Annotated in this window: 21 protein-coding genes; 4 read left to right on the forward strand and 17 right to left on the reverse strand. The window is 62.0% G+C overall.

The window, feature by feature from the left end; all coding sequences use genetic code 11:
- The first annotated feature begins 32 nt into the window (after window positions 1–32).
- Together NKJ77_RS08760 and NKJ77_RS08765 are read left to right on the forward strand one after the other, a co-directional pair.
- Window positions 33–1,256, forward strand: coding sequence for a bifunctional 2-C-methyl-D-erythritol 4-phosphate cytidylyltransferase/2-C-methyl-D-erythritol 2,4-cyclodiphosphate synthase (locus NKJ77_RS08760; protein WP_352534929.1), 1,224 nt, complete (start codon window positions 33–35; stop codon window positions 1,254–1,256).
- Window positions 1,253–1,762: a CinA family protein gene (locus tag NKJ77_RS08765; RefSeq protein ID WP_352534931.1), complete on the forward strand. Its 510-nt coding sequence runs from the start codon at window positions 1,253–1,255 to the stop codon at window positions 1,760–1,762. Before NKJ77_RS08760 ends, NKJ77_RS08765 begins: the two co-directional genes overlap by 4 nt.
- Here NKJ77_RS08765 and NKJ77_RS08770 read toward each other — a convergent pair.
- The 11 genes from NKJ77_RS08770 to eno form a co-directional block, all read right to left on the reverse strand.
- Window positions 1,738–2,199 carry a type II toxin-antitoxin system RatA family toxin gene (locus tag NKJ77_RS08770; protein WP_023710532.1) on the reverse strand — a complete coding sequence of 154 codons (462 nt, stop codon included), beginning with the start codon at window positions 2,197–2,199 and terminating at the stop codon, window positions 1,738–1,740. The genes NKJ77_RS08765 and NKJ77_RS08770 overlap by 25 nt on opposite strands.
- Window positions 2,200–2,211: 12 nt before the next feature.
- Complete coding sequence (gene lipA, locus NKJ77_RS08775; protein WP_352534936.1) at window positions 2,212–3,177, reverse strand: lipoyl synthase; 966 nt, start codon at window positions 3,175–3,177, stop codon at window positions 2,212–2,214.
- Between the two features lie 208 nt (window positions 3,178–3,385).
- A complete protein-coding gene (locus tag NKJ77_RS08780) occupies window positions 3,386–3,643 on the reverse strand; it encodes a GlsB/YeaQ/YmgE family stress response membrane protein (RefSeq protein ID WP_023668920.1) in 258 nt (85 codons plus the stop codon).
- 102 nt (window positions 3,644–3,745) lie between these two features.
- Window positions 3,746–5,194, reverse strand: a complete 1,449-nt coding sequence (gene lpdA, locus NKJ77_RS08785) for a dihydrolipoyl dehydrogenase (protein WP_352534938.1) — start codon at window positions 5,192–5,194, stop codon at window positions 3,746–3,748.
- Window positions 5,195–5,216: 22 nt separating this feature from the next.
- Window positions 5,217–5,858: an SGNH/GDSL hydrolase family protein gene (locus NKJ77_RS08790; protein ID WP_352534940.1), complete on the reverse strand. Its 642-nt coding sequence runs from the start codon at window positions 5,856–5,858 to the stop codon at window positions 5,217–5,219.
- Window positions 5,855–6,214: a hypothetical protein gene (locus tag NKJ77_RS08795; RefSeq protein ID WP_352534942.1), complete on the reverse strand. Its 360-nt coding sequence runs from the start codon at window positions 6,212–6,214 to the stop codon at window positions 5,855–5,857. Before NKJ77_RS08795 ends, NKJ77_RS08790 begins: the two co-directional genes overlap by 4 nt.
- A gap of 72 nt (window positions 6,215–6,286) precedes the next feature.
- On the reverse strand, window positions 6,287–7,708 hold the full coding sequence (locus NKJ77_RS08800) for a pyruvate dehydrogenase complex dihydrolipoamide acetyltransferase (RefSeq protein ID WP_352534944.1): 1,422 nt from the start codon (window positions 7,706–7,708) through the stop codon (window positions 6,287–6,289).
- 18 nt (window positions 7,709–7,726) lie between these two features.
- Entirely contained in the window at window positions 7,727–9,148 is a 1,422-nt protein-coding gene (locus tag NKJ77_RS08805; protein ID WP_023682558.1) for a pyruvate dehydrogenase complex E1 component subunit beta, read from the reverse strand.
- 15 nt (window positions 9,149–9,163) lie between these two features.
- Window positions 9,164–10,210 (reverse strand): pyruvate dehydrogenase (acetyl-transferring) E1 component subunit alpha, encoded by a 1,047-nt coding sequence (gene pdhA, locus NKJ77_RS08810; RefSeq protein ID WP_023682559.1) that lies wholly within the window; start codon window positions 10,208–10,210, stop codon window positions 9,164–9,166.
- A 195-nt stretch (window positions 10,211–10,405) separates the two neighbouring features.
- Complete coding sequence (locus NKJ77_RS08815; protein WP_023682560.1) at window positions 10,406–10,729, reverse strand: FtsB family cell division protein; 324 nt, start codon at window positions 10,727–10,729, stop codon at window positions 10,406–10,408.
- A gap of 138 nt (window positions 10,730–10,867) precedes the next feature.
- On the reverse strand, window positions 10,868–12,142 hold the full coding sequence (gene eno, locus NKJ77_RS08820; RefSeq protein ID WP_352534946.1) for a phosphopyruvate hydratase: 1,275 nt from the start codon (window positions 12,140–12,142) through the stop codon (window positions 10,868–10,870).
- A gap of 186 nt (window positions 12,143–12,328) precedes the next feature.
- On the opposite strand from eno, the gene NKJ77_RS08825 reads away from it, so the two are divergent.
- A complete protein-coding gene (locus NKJ77_RS08825; RefSeq protein WP_352462429.1) occupies window positions 12,329–13,819 on the forward strand; it encodes a glycoside hydrolase family 19 protein in 1,491 nt (496 codons plus the stop codon).
- Between the two features lie 109 nt (window positions 13,820–13,928).
- Window positions 13,929–14,051 carry a hypothetical protein gene (locus tag NKJ77_RS08830; protein WP_023835249.1) on the forward strand — a complete coding sequence of 41 codons (123 nt, stop codon included), beginning with the start codon at window positions 13,929–13,931 and terminating at the stop codon, window positions 14,049–14,051.
- A gap of 82 nt (window positions 14,052–14,133) precedes the next feature.
- Here the strand turns inward: NKJ77_RS08830 and NKJ77_RS08835 are convergent, their stop codons facing one another.
- The 6 genes from NKJ77_RS08835 to NKJ77_RS08860 form a co-directional block, all read right to left on the reverse strand.
- Window positions 14,134–14,499 (reverse strand): PRC-barrel domain-containing protein, encoded by a 366-nt coding sequence (locus tag NKJ77_RS08835; protein ID WP_023668909.1) that lies wholly within the window; start codon window positions 14,497–14,499, stop codon window positions 14,134–14,136.
- A gap of 83 nt (window positions 14,500–14,582) precedes the next feature.
- Window positions 14,583–14,786 (reverse strand): dodecin family protein, encoded by a 204-nt coding sequence (locus NKJ77_RS08840; RefSeq protein WP_023668908.1) that lies wholly within the window; start codon window positions 14,784–14,786, stop codon window positions 14,583–14,585.
- A gap of 97 nt (window positions 14,787–14,883) precedes the next feature.
- A complete protein-coding gene (gene kdsA / locus NKJ77_RS08845; RefSeq protein WP_023706540.1) occupies window positions 14,884–15,762 on the reverse strand; it encodes a 3-deoxy-8-phosphooctulonate synthase in 879 nt (292 codons plus the stop codon).
- On the reverse strand, window positions 15,759–16,631 hold the full coding sequence (locus NKJ77_RS08850) for a VOC family protein (RefSeq protein WP_352534948.1): 873 nt from the start codon (window positions 16,629–16,631) through the stop codon (window positions 15,759–15,761). The genes kdsA and NKJ77_RS08850 overlap by 4 nt, the downstream gene beginning before the upstream one ends.
- Before the next feature lie 55 nt (window positions 16,632–16,686).
- Window positions 16,687–16,977, reverse strand: coding sequence for a Dabb family protein (locus tag NKJ77_RS08855; RefSeq protein WP_023691273.1), 291 nt, complete (start codon window positions 16,975–16,977; stop codon window positions 16,687–16,689).
- 114 nt (window positions 16,978–17,091) lie between these two features.
- The gene (locus tag NKJ77_RS08860; protein ID WP_023688440.1) at window positions 17,092–17,226 is read right to left on the reverse strand and encodes a hypothetical protein; all 135 of its coding nucleotides are present in this window, start codon (window positions 17,224–17,226) and stop codon (window positions 17,092–17,094) included.
- Window positions 17,227–17,310 lie beyond the last annotated feature (84 nt).

The following is a 17,310-nucleotide window of genomic DNA, read 5'->3' on the forward strand; positions in this document are numbered from 1 at the left end:
CTTCGCCATAAGCCGCGACTAAGCCTCTCGGCATGACAGACGCAAGCGAAAAACCGGCCGAAGCGACGACCGACAAGGTCGGCTTGGTCATCGTTGCCGCCGGTCGCGGCGCGCGTGCCGGAAAGGCCGACGGGCCGAAGCAATATCAGCGCATTGGTGGCCGTGCCGTCATCGCGCGCACGCTGGAGACTTTCCTGGCGCATCCCGAAATTGGCCCCGTCGTCGTCGCCATCCATGCCGATGACCGCGCGCTTTTCGACAAGGCAGCCGGCGCGTATGCCGAGCGGGTTACCGCCGTGGTCGGTGGCGAGTCGCGCCAGGCCTCGGTCCGGCTCGGCCTGCTGGCGCTGAGGGAACGTACGCCCGGCCGTGTCCTTGTCCATGACGCGGTGCGGCCGTTTGTCGACACGGCCCTGATCGACCGTATCATCGCCGCCATTGGCGAGCGCCAGGGCGCGCTGCCCGCTTTGCCCGTCGCCGATACGCTGAAGCGCGAGTCGACGACCGGCATGATCGAAGAGACGGTGCCAAGGGCCGGCCTTCATGCCGCCCAGACGCCGCAAGGCTTTCCGTTCTGGCCGTTGCTCGCCGCGCATGAAAAGGCCCATCATCTCGGCAAGGCGGATTTCACCGACGATGCCGCGATCGCCGAATGGGCGCATATTCCGGTAAAAATCGTCGAGGGGTCGCCGGACAATGTCAAATTGACCTGGGCAAGGGATATTGCGATGGCAGATCAACGGCTTACTGGCGAGCGTTTTCCAGACATTCGCACCGGCAATGGCTATGACGTGCACGCCTTCGAGGCCGGCGACCATGTCACCCTGTGCGGCGTCGCCATTCCGCACCGCAAGAAGCTTTCCGGCCATTCGGATGCCGATGTCGGCCTGCACGCGCTGACCGATGCGCTGCTCGCCACTTGCGGCGCCGGCGACATCGGCACGCATTTCCCGCCTTCCGATCCGCAATGGAAGGGCGCGGCGTCAAAGATCTTCGTCGAGCATGCGGCCAGGTTGGTGCGCGAACGCGGCGGCCGCATCGCCAATGCCGACATCACGCTGATCTGCGAGGCGCCGCGCGTCGGCCCGCATCGCGGGGCCATGACCAATGCGCTGTCGGCGATGCTGGGCATTTCCAGCGATCGCATCTCGATCAAGGCGACGACGAACGAGAAACTCGGCTTTGTCGGCCGCGAGGAAGGCATCGCCGCCATCGCCACCGCCAGTGTCGTCTTCCCCGGGGAGGTTCCCGCATGAACAACAGCGATCTTGCCAACGCCCTGCTCCAGGTCTGCCAGCAACGCGGCATCATGCTGGCGACGGCCGAGAGCTGCACCGGCGGCATGATCATCTCGGCACTGACCGACATTGCCGGCTCGTCCGCTGTCGTCGATCGCGGCCTCATCACCTATTCCGATGAAGCAAAGATGGAGATGCTCGGCGTCTCGCCCGCCACACTCGAGGCGCATGGCGCCGTCTCGCGCGAAACGGTTCTGGAGATGGCGGAGGGCGCTCTGGCCCGCTCGCGCGCCGGGCTTGCGCTTGCCGTCACCGGCATTGCCGGCCCAAGCGGCGGCTCGCCGGAAAAACCGGTCGGCCTCGTCTGGTTCGGAGTTGCCCTAAGAGGTGGGCCGGTGGCTGCCGAGCTCAATATGTTTGCCGACAATGGCCGTGACTTCATCCGCCGCGAGACGGTCAAGCATGCGCTGGAGATCGGCCTGCGCGCGCTGGGCGACACTCATGAGATGGGCGTCGTTCCGTAGATGACGTCCGCACGTTTTTCGAACGCTTCGGAAAACATGCGGAAGGCGCGATCGAACATGGTGCCCATCAACACGCCGAGGATACGGCTCTTGAACTCGTAGTCGATGAAGAAGCGAACGTTGCAGCCGCCGCCGTCGGCCGGCTCGAAGCGCCAGATATTGCTTAGATATTTGAACGGCCCATCGATGTATTTGACGTCGATTGTGTTCTCGTCCGGCTTCAACAGCACCTGCGTCGTAAAGGTCTCGCGGATCGCCTTGTAGCCGATGCTCATATCGGCGAGGAGAATGGTGCGGCCATCACGCTCCTTGCGAGAGCGCACCGTCAGCGCCTCGCAAAGCGGCAGAAATTGCGGATAGGTCTCGATATCGGCGACCAGAGCAAACATCTGCTCCGGCGTGTGGGCAACGCGGCGTGTGGCTTCGAATTTCGGCATTGAAGCAGGATTTTAACTGGCTTTTTTAAGCTGCGCCTCACGCGCCGCCCGCAGCCTGGCGAAATCGTCACCGGCATGATGCGAGGAGCGCGTCAGCGGGCTCGACGCCACCAGCAGGAAACCCTTGGTCTTGCCGATCGTCGCGAAGGAGTTGAACTCCTCCGGCGTGACGAAGCGGATCACCGGGTGGTGTTTCTTCGACGGCTGCAGATACTGGCCAATGGTCATGAAGTCGACATTGGCCGAGCGCAGGTCATCCATCAGTTGCAGGATCTCGTTCCGCTCTTCGCCGAGGCCGACCATGATGCCGGACTTGGTGAAGATCGACGGGTCGAGCTCCTTGACCCGCTGCAACAGCCGGATCGAGTGGAAATAGCGGGCACCCGGCCGCACCGTCAGGTAGTTCGACGGCACGGTTTCGAGATTGTGGTTGAAGACATCGGGCTTGGCCGCCACGACGATCTCCAGCGCGCCTTCCTTGCGCAGGAAATCGGGCGTCAGGATTTCGATCGTGGTCAGAGGTGTCGCTGCTCGGATAGCCCGGATGACTTCCGCAAAGTGCTGCGCGCCGCCATCGACGAGATCGTCGCGGTCGACCGAGGTGATGACGACATGGGTCAGCCCCATCTGCTTGACGGCATGCGCGACACGCGCCGGCTCATCGGCATCGAGCGCCGTCGGAATGCCGGTGGCGACATTGCAGAAGGCGCAGGCGCGCGTGCAGATCTCGCCCATGATCATGAAGGTGGCGTGCTTCTTTTCCCAGCACTCGCCGATATTGGGGCAGCCGGCCTCTTCGCACACCGTGACCAGCTTGTGCCACTTCACGATCTCGCGCGTTTCGGCATAGCCCTTGGACATCGGCGCCTTGACGCGGATCCAGTCGGGTTTGCGCAGCACGTCCTGATCAGGCTTGTGCGCCTTCTCGGGGTGCCGCAGGCGCGGCGCGTTGGCGATCGTGTCGAGAACAGTGACCATCTCAAACCTGACTTGTTGGCGTCTGCTCGTCGGCATTCGCCCTTCTGACGTCATCTAGGGCTTTTTGGTGCAAAGAAAAAGGCTGCGGCGGCGCATGCCGCCACAGCCTTTTTCGCATAGCGGGGATCCAGAGCAATTCCAGGAAAAGTGTGACACGGTTTTCCGTCCGGAATTGCGTCAGAAGAACGAGATAAAACGGCGAGCCGTTTTATCGGCGTATCAGCCGCCCGGCAAAGATCAGCAGGCAGGCGCCGATGAAGCCGGTGATCAGGTAGGCGAGCCAGCCGACACCGAAGGGTTCGATGTTGAGCGCCCTGAGAATTGCGTTCAGCACCACCGCGCCGACAATGCCCATAATGATGTTCATCAAGACGCCGGTATTGCTCTTCATGACCATCTCGGCCAGCCACCCGGCCAAACCGCCGATGATGATGGCCGCAATCCAGCCCACGCCATTCACGTCCATATGCCAACTCCTCCAGTGTCAGGTGAAAATGCATCCGGAAACGAACTGTCTTGCCGTAAGGTTCCTCCGGCGCATGCGTCTGAGTCTCGCGGCACCAATTTATCACGCGTTGAGCGCACGGCCATAGGCATCGAGCACGCTTTCCTTCATCATCTCCGACAGCGTCGGATGCGGGAAGATGGTGTGCATCAGTTCTTCCTCGGTGGTCTCCAGGTTCATCGCCACGACAAAGCCCTGGATCAGCTCCGTCACCTCGGCGCCGACCATATGCGCGCCGAGCAGCTGGCCGGTCTTCTTGTCGAAGATGGTCTTGATGAAGCCCTGGTCCTCGCCAAGCGCGATCGCCTTGCCGTTGGCGCCGAACTGGAAACGGCCGACGCGGATGTCCTTGCCCTCGGCCTTGGCCTTGGCTTCGGTGAGCCCGACCGATGCGACCTGGGGGTTGCAATAGGTGCAGCCCGGGATCTTCAGCTTGTCTGTCGCATGCACGCCCGGGAAACTGGCGATCTTTTCGATGCAGACCACGCCCTCATGCTCAGCCTTGTGAGCCAGCATCGGCGGCCCGGCGACATCGCCGATGGCGTAGATGCCGGGCACATTGGTGTTGCCGTAGCCGTCAATGACGACGCAGCCGCGGTCAGTCTTCACGCCGAGCGTCTCGAGGCCGAGATTTTCGACGTTGCCCTGCACGCCGACGGCGGAGATCATGCGGTCGGCCGTGATCTTCTCGACCTTGCCGTCCTTCATCTCGACGTGTGCGGTTACGGAGTTGGCGCCCTTTTCGACCTTGGTCACCTTGGCCTCAAGGATGATCTTCATGCCTTGTTTCTCGAACTGCTTTTGCGCAAATTTCGAGACCTCGGCGTCCTCGACCGGCATCACCGCCGGCAACAGCTCGACCACCGTCACCTCGGCGCCCATGGTGCGATAGAAGGAGGCGAACTCGATGCCAATGGCGCCCGAACCCATGACCAGCAGCGATTTCGGCATCTCCTTCGGCACCATCGCTTCAAAATAGGTCCAGATCAGCTTGCCGTCCGGCTCGATGCCGGGCAGCGCGCGCGGCCGGGCGCCGGTGGCGAGAATGATGTGCTTGGCGGTATAGGTGCCCTCGCCCTTGACGCCCTTGGGCACCGGCGGCTGCGGCTCCATCGATTTCTTGGCCGTCTTGGAGACGACGATTTCACCTGGCTTTGAAAGCTTGGCCTCGCCCCAGATGACGTCGACCTTGTTCTTCTTCATCAGGAAGGCGACGCCGCCATTGAGCCTCAACGACACTTTGCGCGAGCGGTCGACGACAGCGGCCGTGTCGGCGCTGACCTTGCCGCCTTCGAGCTTCAGGCCGTAGTCCTTCAGATGATCGGAATAGTGCATGATCTCGGCCGAGCGCAGCAGCGCCTTGGTCGGGATGCAGCCCCAGTTGAGGCAGATGCCGCCGAGATGCTCGCGCTCGACGATGGCAGTCTTGAAGCCGAGCTGGGCGGAGCGCACCGCCGTGACATAGCCGCCGGGGCCTGAGCCGATGATTATGACGTCGTAGGATTCAGCCACGGGGTTTCTCCCTGATTTTTCTCTAGAGTTCCAGCATCACGCGCACCAATGGCGCCAATGCCTCACCTATATTGCGCGTGTTTTCCGTGTCGAGATGGACCCCATCGATCGGTGTGGTCTCGGCTACGGTGCCGGCATCGAAAAAGCCGCAGCCGGCCTCGTCGGCGAGCGCGGAATATTGCGGCGCCAGCCGCTTCGAGGCCTCGTCGCCGCCGGCAAACATTTCCTTGAATTCGGCATTGTCCGTGCGGCTGACCGCTGGTGGCGCGACGATCAGGATTTGCGGCGCGGCCCAGCCGAACGGATAATCATGGCCGCGTACGATGTCGATCAGCCGCTGCACGCCTTGCTTGGCCGCGACCGGATTGCCGTGGATCCAGGGCTTCATGTCGTTGGCGCCAAGCATGATGATGATCAGGTCGAGCGGCGCATGGCTGGTCAGGATCGTCGGCAGCACCTTGGCGCCGTTGCGGTCCGCACCAGCCAGGTGATCGTCGAAAGCCGTGGTGCGGCCGTTCAGACCTTCGGCAATGACTTCGATATCATCGTCGCCCAGCGCCGCCTTGAGCACGCTCGGCCAGCGGTCCTCCAGCGCATGGCGCCCGAGGCTTGCCGCGTCATAGCCCCAGGTCAGGGAATCGCCGTAGCAGAGGATCGTCTTCATGCACCCGCACCCGCCTCCGCCTTAAGCCCGCGCCGCACGCGCCATCCCACGAACAGCCACTGCACGATAACCGTGGCGATGCTTGGCAAAATCAGACCGGCGACAACGGGGAGATCGCCCGACCACTGGGCTTTGCCCGGCGGCTGAGAGAAGGTCCAGGCAATCAGCCCGATCCCGGCCAGCACGAACAACGCAACCCCAACAAGCCCCGTCAGATTGATCGCCCTTTGTAGGTTTGGCACCAATTGCGCGATGAAAAACGCCACCGTCGCAACGATAGAGACCAGCGCCGAGGCCATGAAGACAAGGATGAATTCCGAGTTCGCATTGGTGGCGATTGCCAGCCACAGCGCCACCAGCCCGCCGGCCAGGCCGGAAAGGATCAGGGCGAAAAGGCTGGTGACGAATCTCCGCACAGCCTTTCCTTCCTAGACCAGCATGCCCATCGGGTTTTCGATCATGCGCTTGAAGGCGACCAGAAGTTCGGCGCCAAGCGCACCGTCGACGGCGCGGTGATCGGTCGACAGCGTCACCGACATGATATTGGCGATTTTGATCTCGCCATTCTTGACCACCGGCCGCTGCTCGCCCGCACCCACCGCCAGGATCGTCGCATGCGGCGGGTTGATGACGGCGGCAAAGTCCTTGATGCCGAACATGCCGAGATTGGAGACAGCCGTCGTGCCGCCTTGATATTCCTCAGGCTTCAGCTTGCGGCTGCGGGCACGGCTCGCCAGATCCTTCATCTCGTTGGAGATAGTGGACAGCGTCTTTTCGTCGGCGTGGCGGATGCTCGGCGTGATCAGGCCGCCGGGGATTGACACGGCAACGCCGACATCGGCGTGCTTGTGCTTGACCATGGCGCTTTCGGTCCACGATGCATTGGCATCCGGCACCGCCATCAGCGCCATCGCCATCGCCTTGATCACCATGTCGTTGACCGACAGCTTGTAGACGGGCACTTCGCCCTTGTCGGTCTTCTTCATCGGAGCCGCCGCATTGATCTGTGTGCGCAGCGCCAGCAGGGCATCGAGCTCGCAGTCGAGCGTCAGGTAGAAATGCGGGATGGTTGTCTTGGCCTCGACCAGGCGGCGCGCAATGGTCTTGCGCATATTGTCGTGCGGGACGAGCTCGTAGGACCCTTCGGCAAACAGCTTCAGCACCTGTTCGTCCGACATCGCCTTGGGTGCCGGAGCCGGAGCCGCAGGTGCCGGAGCGCCGGCAGGTGCGGCTTTCGCGGCCGGCGCGGCCTTGGCGCCACCGCCGGCGATCGCCGCCTCGACATCGGCCTTGACGACACGGCCATGCGGGCCGGTGCCACTCACGGCGGACACATCGACGCCGGCGTCTTTGGCGATGCGCCGCGCCAGCGGCGAGGCGAAAGTGCGCTCGCCTGACGATTGGCTGATCTCCCCCCTTGTGGGGGAGATGGCCGGCAGGCCAGAGGGGGGCGCGACAGACTGAGAGGTCGGCGGGACAGCGCCCCCCTCCGTCGACTTCGTCGACATCTCCCCCACGGGTGGGGAGATTGACGCCTTATCCTGTTTGGCATCGGCTTTCGCGGGCGCGGCATCGCCGCCGCCCTTTGCCGCCGCCCCTGCATCCTCGCCTTCGCCAGCCAGAATGGCGATCAGAGCATTGACCTTGACGCCTTCGGTGCCGGCCGGAACGACGAGCTTGGCGACGGTGCCCTCATCGACGGCCTCGACTTCCATCGTCGCCTTGTCGGTCTCGATCTCGGCGATCACGTCGCCCGGCGAAACCTTGTCGCCCTCCTTGACCAGCCACTTGGAAAGATTGCCCTCTTCCATCGTGGGCGAGAGCGCCGGCATGGTGATGTTGATTGGCATGATGTCCTCCCGACCGGCTCAGCGATACGTGACGGCTTTGACCGCCTCTATGACCTCGCCGACATTGGGCAAAGCCAGCTTTTCGAGGTTCGCCGCATAAGGCATCGGCACGTCCTTGCCGGCGATCGTGATGACCGGCGCGTCGAGGAAATCGAAGGCGCGCTGCGAAACCTGGTTGGCGATGTGGTCGCCGACCGAGTTCTGCGGGAAACCTTCTTCCACCACGATCAGGCGGTTGGTCTTTTTCACGGAGGCAATGACGGTGTCGAGGTCGAGCGGGCGGATGGTCCGGAGATCGATGATCTCGGCATCGATGCCCATGCCGCGCAGTTCGGCTTCCGCCTTGATGGCATAGGTCATGCCGATGCCGAACGAGACGATGGTGACGTCCTTGCCCTGCTTGTGAATGCGCGCCTTGCCGATCGGCAGCACGAAATCATCGAGCTTCGGCACGTCGAAGGACTGGCCGTAGAGGATTTCGTTTTCAAGGAAGATGACCGGGTTCGGATCGCGGATCGCCGCCTTGAGCAGGCCCTTGGCGTCGGCAGCCGTGTACGGCATCACCACCTTCAGGCCGGGAATATGGCTGTACCAGGCGGCATAGCACTGCGAATGCTGGGCGCCGACGCGGGCGGCCGCACCGTTCGGTCCGCGGAACACGATCGGTGCGCCCATCTGGCCGCCCGACATATAGAGCGTCTTGGCCGCGGAGTTGATGATCTGGTCGATCGCCTGCATGGCGAAGTTGAAGGTCATGAACTCGACGATCGGCTTCAGGCCGGCCATCGCCGCACCGACGCCGACGCCGGCAAAGCCGTGCTCGGTGATCGGCGTGTCGACGACGCGGCGCGGCCCGAATTCCTGCAGCAGCCCTTGCGTGATCTTGTAGGCGCCCTGGTATTCCGCGACCTCCTCGCCCATGACGAAGACATCGCCGTCGCGGCGCATTTCTTCAGCCATGGCATCGCGGAGCGCTTCGCGCACCGTGGTCGAGACCATCTCGGTGCCGGCGGGAATATCCGGATCGGCCGCAGGTTTGGCCGCCGGAGCGGCGGGAACTGCCTTCGGAGCCTCGCCGGCATCCTGGGGAGCCGCTTTTGTACCTTCCTCGGCTGCATCGGTCCGCTGACCGCCAGCGGAAACGGCATCCTGGGTGGAGGCAGGCTTGCCGCTCTTTTCGACATCGCCTGCACTTTCACCGTCCTGCAGCAACACGGCGATCACCGCGTTGACCTTGACGCCTTCGGTGCCGGCGGGAACCACGATCTTGCCGATCGTGCCTTCATCGACGGCTTCGACTTCCATCGTCGCCTTGTCGGTTTCGATCTCGGCGATGACATCGCCGGCGACGACCTTGTCGCCCTCGTTCTTCAACCATTTGGAAAGATTGCCCTCTTCCATGGTCGGCGAGAGAGCGGGCATGAGAATTTCGATCGGCATGTCCTTGCCCTCCCGTTACAATACGATGTCGGTCCAGAGCTCGGACGGATCCGGCTCTGCGTCGTGCTGGGCAAATTCGGCGGCGTCGGCGACGATGTCGCGGACTTCCTTGTCGATGTTCTTGAGTTCGTCCTCGGTCGCCCACTTCTTGGCCGTCAGCCGCGCCTTGACCTGCTCGATCGGATCATGATCCGAGCGCATCTTCTGCACTTCTTCCTTGGAGCGGTATTTTGCGGGATCCGACATCGAGTGACCGCGATAGCGATAGGTCTGCATCTCGAGGATGATCGGACCGTTGCCGGCACGGCACCATTCGGTCGCCTGATCGCCGGCGGATTTGACCGCACGCACATCCATGCCGTCGACCTGAATGCCGGGAATCTTGAACGAGGCGCCGCGATGCGAAAAATTGGTTTCGGCCGACGAGCGCGACACCGAAGTGCCCATGGCGTAGCGGTTGTTCTCGATGATGTAGATCACCGGCAGCTTCCACAGCGAGGCCATGTTGAAGCTTTCATAGACCTGACCCTGGTTGGCAGCGCCATCGCCGAAATAAGTCAGCGACACATTGTTGTTGTCGCGGTAGCGGTTGGCGAAGGCGAGACCGGTGCCGAGCGAGACCTGCGCGCCGACAATGCCGTGGCCGCCGTAAAAATGCTTCTCCTTGGAGAACATGTGCATGGAGCCGCCCTTGCCCCTCGACAGGCCACCACGGCGTCCGGTCAGCTCTGCCATGACGCCCCGCGGTGACAGTTCCATCGCCAGCATGTGGCCATGGTCGCGATAGGCGGTGATCATCTGGTCGCCGTTGATCAGCGACATCTTCATGCCGGTGACGACCGCTTCCTGGCCGATATAGAGGTGGCAGAAGCCGCCGATGAAGCCCATGCCGTAGAGCTGGCCGGCCTTTTCCTCGAAGCGACGGATAAGCAGCATGTGCCGGTAGGCGGCAAGCTCCTCGTCCTTGGTGAAGTCGGCCGGCTTGGGGGCGGAAAGCCCCGTTGATTTGGCGGATGTCGATTTAACGGATTTGGCAGGCGCTTTTTTGGCGGCGGTGGCCATGCATCACTCCCTGTTGGCGTCTCTTCGCGGACACTAAAGCAGACCATGTCTGCTCCGGGGAGGATCAGCTCCTCCCCACCGATTGGAAGGAAGCTAACATGCGAGACCGCGTTTCGCCATGCAGAAAAACGCATGGCTGGCATGCGCCTAAACGCCCAGAATCATTAGAGATAACAGCGATTAACCGAAATTCGGTTATTTCGAATTGGCCGGCAGCATGATGGTGATTTCATCGGGCTGGGACAGATTGAGCGCCCGGCGTGCCTGCTCGTCGAGCATATCCTTTTCGAGCGTGCCCTCATGCATCAGCTGGACGCGCCGCTCCAGATCGATCCGGCGCGCCTTGATGGCATCGTACTTGGCCTGCAATTCGATGGTCTGCGCTTCGAGCTGATATTTGGAATTGATGCCGAACTCGCCATGATAGGCATGGAAGCCGAAATAGGCCAGGAACGCCACGCAAAGCGACGGGATGATCAGCCGGCCGGTGTTTCTCTGCTTGTGCTGGCGTGTCCACATGGTCGCAATCCTTTGACCGCCATTTGTCGCTCGATTGTGCTTAATGGACGGTTACGGACAGGTGCATTAGCCAGCGGCCGCAACGAAAAAGGGCGGGAAAATCCCGCCCTTCCATCGTTTTCGCCAGTTCGGCAGAATTTAGGCTTTGACCACCGACTTGCCAGCGTAGCGCGCCTGCTTGCCGAGCTCTTCCTCGATGCGGATCAGCTGGTTGTACTTGGCCATGCGATCCGAGCGCGACAGCGAACCGGTCTTGATCTGCCCGCAATTGGTGGCGACGGCGAGGTCGGCGATGGTCGAATCCTCGGTTTCGCCCGAACGGTGCGACATGACTGCGGTGTAGCCTGCCTTGTGCGCGGTCTCGACAGCGTCGAGCGTTTCGGTAAGCGAGCCGATCTGGTTGACCTTGACCAGGATCGAATTGGCGACACCCATGCGGATGCCGTCGCGCAGCCGCGCCGTGTTGGTGACGAAGAGGTCGTCGCCAACCAGCTGCGTCTTGTTGCCGATCAAATCGGTCAGGTACTTCCAGCCCTCCCAGTCGTCCTCGGCCAGGCCGTCCTCGATCGAGATGATCGGATAGTCGGCGGCGAGCTTGGCCAGGTACTTGGCCTGCGCCTTCGGATCGCGGGTCTTCTTCTCGCCCTCATAGACGTAATTGCCGTCCTTGAAGAATTCGGTCGCCGCACAGTCGAGACCGAGCGCGATCTCTTCGCCCGGCTTGAAGCCGGCCTTCTCGATTGATTCCATGATGAAATCGAGCGCCACCGGCGCACTCTTCAGATTGGGCGCGAAGCCGCCTTCGTCGCCGACATTGGTGTTGTGGCCGGCATCCTTGAGCTTCTTGCGCAGCGTGTGGAAGATTTCCGAGCCCCAGCGCACGCCTTCGCGCAGCGTCGGCGCGCCGACCGGCAGGATCATGAATTCCTGGAAATCGATCGGATTGTCGGCATGCGCGCCGCCATTGATGATGTTCATCATGGGCACCGGCAGCAAATGCGCCTTGGTGCCGCCGACATAGCGGTAGAGCGGCAGGCCGGCGGCTTCCGCCGCGGCCTTGGCGACCGCCAGCGAGACGCCGAGGATGGCGTTGGCGCCGAGCCGGCTCTTGTTGGGCGTGCCGTCGAGCTCGATCATGGTCTGGTCGATGTGGATCTGGTTTTCGGCTTCCAAGCCGCCGATCGCCTCGAACAGCTCGCCATTGACGGCCTCGACCGCCTTGAGCACGCCCTTGCCGAGATAGCGGGCGCCACCGTCGCGCAGTTCGACGGCCTCATGCGCGCCGGTCGACGCGCCCGACGGCACCGCGGCGCGGCCCATCGAGCCGTCTTCGAGGACGACGTCGACCTCGACGGTCGGATTTCCACGGCTGTCCAGGATTTCACGCCCGACAATGTCGATGATGGCGGTCATTGCGATGTCCCCGATTGATCGATTGAAAGCGTCGCGCCCCTCTTAGCCAAAGTGCCGCAAAAGGCAATCAGGAATGGCATGAAATAATGGTGACAGTCGCCCCATGCGCTCAGGCCGTGGGGCATGGGCGACGCCATCTGAACGCAAACAGCCCGCCCTGACGTCATATGTCTGGCGCGGCATGGGGTGGGTGCCCCGCCCCTGCGGCAATGCCTTTGTCACGAAACCAGGCGGCACACAAACTCCACCCGATGCTTCAAAAGAGGCTACCGCCAACGTGACAAACTTCACAATGCAGAGAATTCGAAGATGTTAGGGTCACATCTACAACGCGAACTATTTGGCGACCACAGTGAAATCAACAAACTTGAACTCTTTGGGGAGGCGGCAATGGCAGCGATTTCAGGTACTGGCTGGGAACTTCTTATTAGCCGCAAAGTCGAGCATATGAGGGGCACCAGACGCAGGACAGTTGGTACCTATAAAGTCTTTCACAACGGCACGGCAGTAACGGGTCTATCGGGGTTCGTGTGTGAATCTCGCGGCCCAGGCGACAATTCCAAAGAAGACAATGGCAGGCGCATCGAGCCCGGCACCTATCCGCTGGCGACACAGGCCGGAGGCAAATATGTGACGATCGGCTACACTGGCGCCAAGACGCCACCCAAACCTGGACTCGAACTGCTGAAGACCAACAAGCGCACCGAAATCCTGATCCATCCGGGCGTCAATTTCCTGTCCAGCGTCGGATGCATCAACCCGACGAAGAAGGTGAGCGGTCCGCTTTCCGACATGGATTTCACGGAGAGCCGGACACGCGTAATCGCCCTCATCGACGATCTGAAAACCTTTGCCGGCGGTGGCTTCCCGAAAAGCAACGGCAAGCGAATCCCCAATGCTTCGGTGGTCGTCGAAGGCGAACCGGTGCTGTCGACCGAGAGTGTCGAGAGCGTGCTCGAAGCCGTTGCGGGCGATCCGAACAAGGGTTTGCCAGCAGCGGTCTTCCAGAAATTCGCGCAGAGACCGGCAAGCGGTTCCAAGCGAACAATCTATGACGGTTACATCGGCGCCTTTACCTCCGACAAAGGCCTCAAGACACTTGGCGATCATGGGGTGTGCAACAACTATGATCGGCTGATGCATTTCTTCGCTCAAGCGGCGATGGAAACCGGTGGCTTCACCCTCATTCGCGAATCCCTGACCTACACGACCGTGGCGGCAATCCGGAACGCATGGAGGTCGCGAGCCGCGGGCAAGACCGATCAGTGGATCGAGGACAACCTGCTGCGCAAGCCGCAAGCCCTGGGCGACTGGGCCTATGGCGGCCGCATGGGCAATGTGAAAGGAACGTTGGACGGCTTCAATTTCCGCGGCGGCGGCACGTTCCAGACCACCGGGCGCGACGCGTACACGGCCAAGGGCAAGCTCGCCAAGGTCGACCTCGCCAATCATCCTGAACTGATCGAGGATCCGCAGATTTCGCTGCTCGCAGCTTGCGCCGAATGGAAAGGGTCAGGCTGCAATGCCTTTGCCGATGCCGGCCTGATTAAAAAGATCTCGCGCGCGATCAACGTCGGCAACGCCAATTCCACCACGCCGGCCAATGGCGAAGCGGATCGGATCGCCTGGCACGAAAAGATTTTCAAGGCGGTGAAGAATGCCGGACTCCTCGGCTGAGCATGCCTCGGATCACGTTCGGCAACACCACGTCATCATAATTCAGAGATAACAATCTCTGTGTCGACTAGGATGGTGATGCGCGGGGCGAAACAGGAGGAGTTTCGCCATGTCCGAGTTGAGCGGTATCGTGAGTTTGTTCCTGATCGCGGCGGCGTTCCTGACGTCGTGCGATACGCAGCAGCCGCCAAAGGCGGCGACGCAGCTGTCCACGCTTCATGCAGCAGAATAATTTAGAAACTGTCGGGTTGCACTGAAAAGGCCCCCGTTTCGGAATTCGGGGGCCTTTTCACGTCAGGCGTCAGCGCAGCTGATCAATGCCAATACGGCGTGACCTTGTAGTAATCATAGGAAGCATCACGTGCGGCCTCGCCATCGGCGCCGGCCAGTTCATTGATCGAATAGGCGGGTGCTGCCTTCAGCTGCTCCTTCGAGAACGGCACGACATAGCCGCCCTTGTCCTCGTCATAGTCGAGGCTCGCCCACGGAATGGCGTGATACTTCTCGCCAATGCCGAGAAATCCACCGAACCCGATCACCGCGAACATGATGCCGTTCGACGTCTTGTCGAGCATGATGTCCTCGATGCTGCCGATGCTCGTGCCTTCGGTGTTGTAGACCGACGTGCCGATGACGCGCGAAGCGGCGATGGCTTCGGTGTGGCCTGTCTGGGTGGTCATGGCTGCTGCTCCTCATGTCGTTGATCGATACTTTGACAATGAGGTGCGCGGGCGAAAGTTCCCGTTTTTCGAGCGGCGGGCGGTTACTCCGCGAGGATGAACGTCACCTTCATGTTGACGCGATAGGCCGCGATCCTGCCGTCCTCGACGACGATCTTCTGGTCCTGGATCCAGGCGCCTTCCACGTTCTTCAGGGTCTTTGAGGCGCGCTCAATCCCCTTCTCGATGGCGTCCTGAAAGCTCTTTTTCGACGACGACGTGATTTCGGTGACGCGGGCGACGGACATGGCTTCCTCCTGCCAAGACGCTCATTTGCAGCAGCGAGCCTACAGCCGGCTTATGCCTTCCACAAGCAGGGCAGCGCGCGCGCCATCGCCGAATCCATCAGCCTCGGTTCAGGTCAGCAGCATTCTTGGCGATGCGGTCGAATGCCATCAGTCTTTCGAGCAGCGCCGGCATGTCCTTCAGCGGCAGCATGTTGGGCCCGTCGGAGGAGGTCGAATTGTCGGGATCCTGGTGGGTCTCTATGAACACGCCGGCGACGCCGACGGCAACGGCAGCCCGCGCCAGCGTCTCGACAAAGCGGCGCTCGCCACCGGAGGAACCGCCCTGCCCGCCCGGCTGCTGCACCGAATGGGTGGCGTCGAAAATCACCGGCGCGCCGATCTCGGCCATCACGGGCAAAGCCCGCATGTCCGACACCAGCGTGTTGTAGCCGAAGGAAGCGCCGCGCTCGGTGGTCAGCACATTGGGGTTGCCGGAGCCGGTGATCTTGGCCACCACGTTCTTCATGTCCCAGGGCGCCAGGAACTGCCCCTTCTTGACGTTGATCACCTTGCCGGTCTTGGCCGCGGCGACCAGCATGTCGGTCTGGCGCGACAGGAAGGCCGGAATCTGCAGCACATCGACATGGTGCGCTACGATCGCGCACTGCTCCTCGGTGTGGACATCGGTCAGAATGGGAAGCGAAAACGCCTTGCGCAACTCGTCGAACACCGGAAGCGCCGCGTCCATGCCGGCGCCGCGCGTTGCCGACAGCGAGGTGCGGTTGGCCTTGTCGTAGCTGGTCTTGTAGACGAGGCCGATGCCGAGCTTGCCGGTCAGTTCCTTCAGCGCGCCGGCCATGTCGAAAGCGTGCTGGCGCGATTCGAACTGGCACGGGCCGGCGATCAACGCCAAGGGCCCGCTGTTGTCGAAGACGACGTTGCCGACGGTTACCGACGAATTCGGCGCCATCGAATTAGGCCCTTGCGGCTTGCTCATGGGGTCTCCCGGAAGATGAAAGCCGCGCCCTGTCCGGATGCCGGCTGCACGACGATTTCGTTGCCCGCTATATCGTGCCCGACGGCGTTGTCTGCAAGCAGCCTCGCGACAGCGCCGACACTGCGGGCCGAAAAGACGATCGCGGCGAAGCGAAGGTCCGTCGGCGCGCCAGCCGACATGCCGAAGCGCTCAGCGAAAGCCGCGGGCTTGAGAACGCTCAAACGCGCGTTCGCCAGGTCGAACGCCGTGCTGCTCCTCTGCCTCGAACCCGTCGCTGTCTCGATCAGGTGGCGCTTTTCGGATGGCACGCCGCTGACCGCAACGATTTCGGCAATGCCGGTCACGCCATTGGCATGAGCCTGCAGCGCCGTACGGTCGATTTGAGGGGCGTTGATCCGCTCGCAAGCGAACAGAAAGGCGTCCATCGTCTCGGCGCCGGCGGCGAAAGCCAGTTTGAACGAGGCCATGTCGCTCTTTCCGGCCGTGTCGGTGAAGGCGCGGGAAAAGCTCAGTACGTCTCCCGCCGACAGGCCGGCTTTGATAAAGCGCGCATGGTCCGCATCGGCATCGTCGGTGGCCAGCACCACGGCGGAAAAGCCCTCATCGCCCAGCCTGGCGCGATGGAGCCGGTCGCGCGCGACAAAGACATTGCCGCCGGCGATCGCACTCGCTGCCAGCTGTTCGTTCCCAACCGCCAGCGGTTCGAGATAGGTGCCGTCGGCAAGGAAGACGCAGCAATTTTCGGTGCCGAAGGGATGAATGCCGGTTGGCGCGACGATGAAGCCAAGCGATGTCAGCCGCGCCCGCGCCACGGCGAGGCTCGCCGTCGGCAGCACCAGATGGTCAAGCGGATGGGTCGTGCTGGTCATGCCGGCGCGGTGTGCATCATTCCCGAAATTGGTTCAAGGCCTCTTGCCGGCCCGATCAGGCCGTCGCCACGATATCGGCCGAATAGCGCAATTCGCGCAAGGGTTTGACCCGGCTGGTCGTCTCGGCATAGAGCGGGTGCGCCTTGTATGCGGCAAGCGCGGCATCATCCTCGAACTCGGCATAGACGACCACGTCGATCGCATCCGACAGCGGATCGACCTTGCTGTTGAGCGTCACCTCGAAGAGGCTTGAATGCGGGATCTTGCCCAGTGTGAGCAAGCCTGTGCGCACGGCCTCGACATCGTCCTTGCGCCGCGCGCTGAAGAAAACGATATGCCGGATCACGCCTGCCTCCACGTTCGATTTCCAGCATGTTTTGTGTGAGCGGGACCGTCGCGTCAACCGCCACGATGTCGCGCCCGGCAATGCCGGCAGGCGACTTTGCAGAGGCGCAAAAAGCTAGGCTTTGCCGGTGACGTAGCGCACGACGCGCGACATCTCCCTGACCGTCGTGTCGAGATAGCGGCCCTGATTGTAGAGGCCGTCCCAGATCAGGAAAAAGGCGATGGCGACGATGACGATGACATAACGCATGGCTGAAACTAACGTATGTGGCTGTTCCTAACCATAGCGATTTCGCCGGCGGTCGCTCGCCCTCACCGATTCTGGCCCCAGGCA

Origin of the sequence: Mesorhizobium sp. M0052, assembly GCF_040323255.1 — a bacterium.
Classification (GTDB): Bacteria; Pseudomonadota; Alphaproteobacteria; order Rhizobiales; family Rhizobiaceae; genus Mesorhizobium.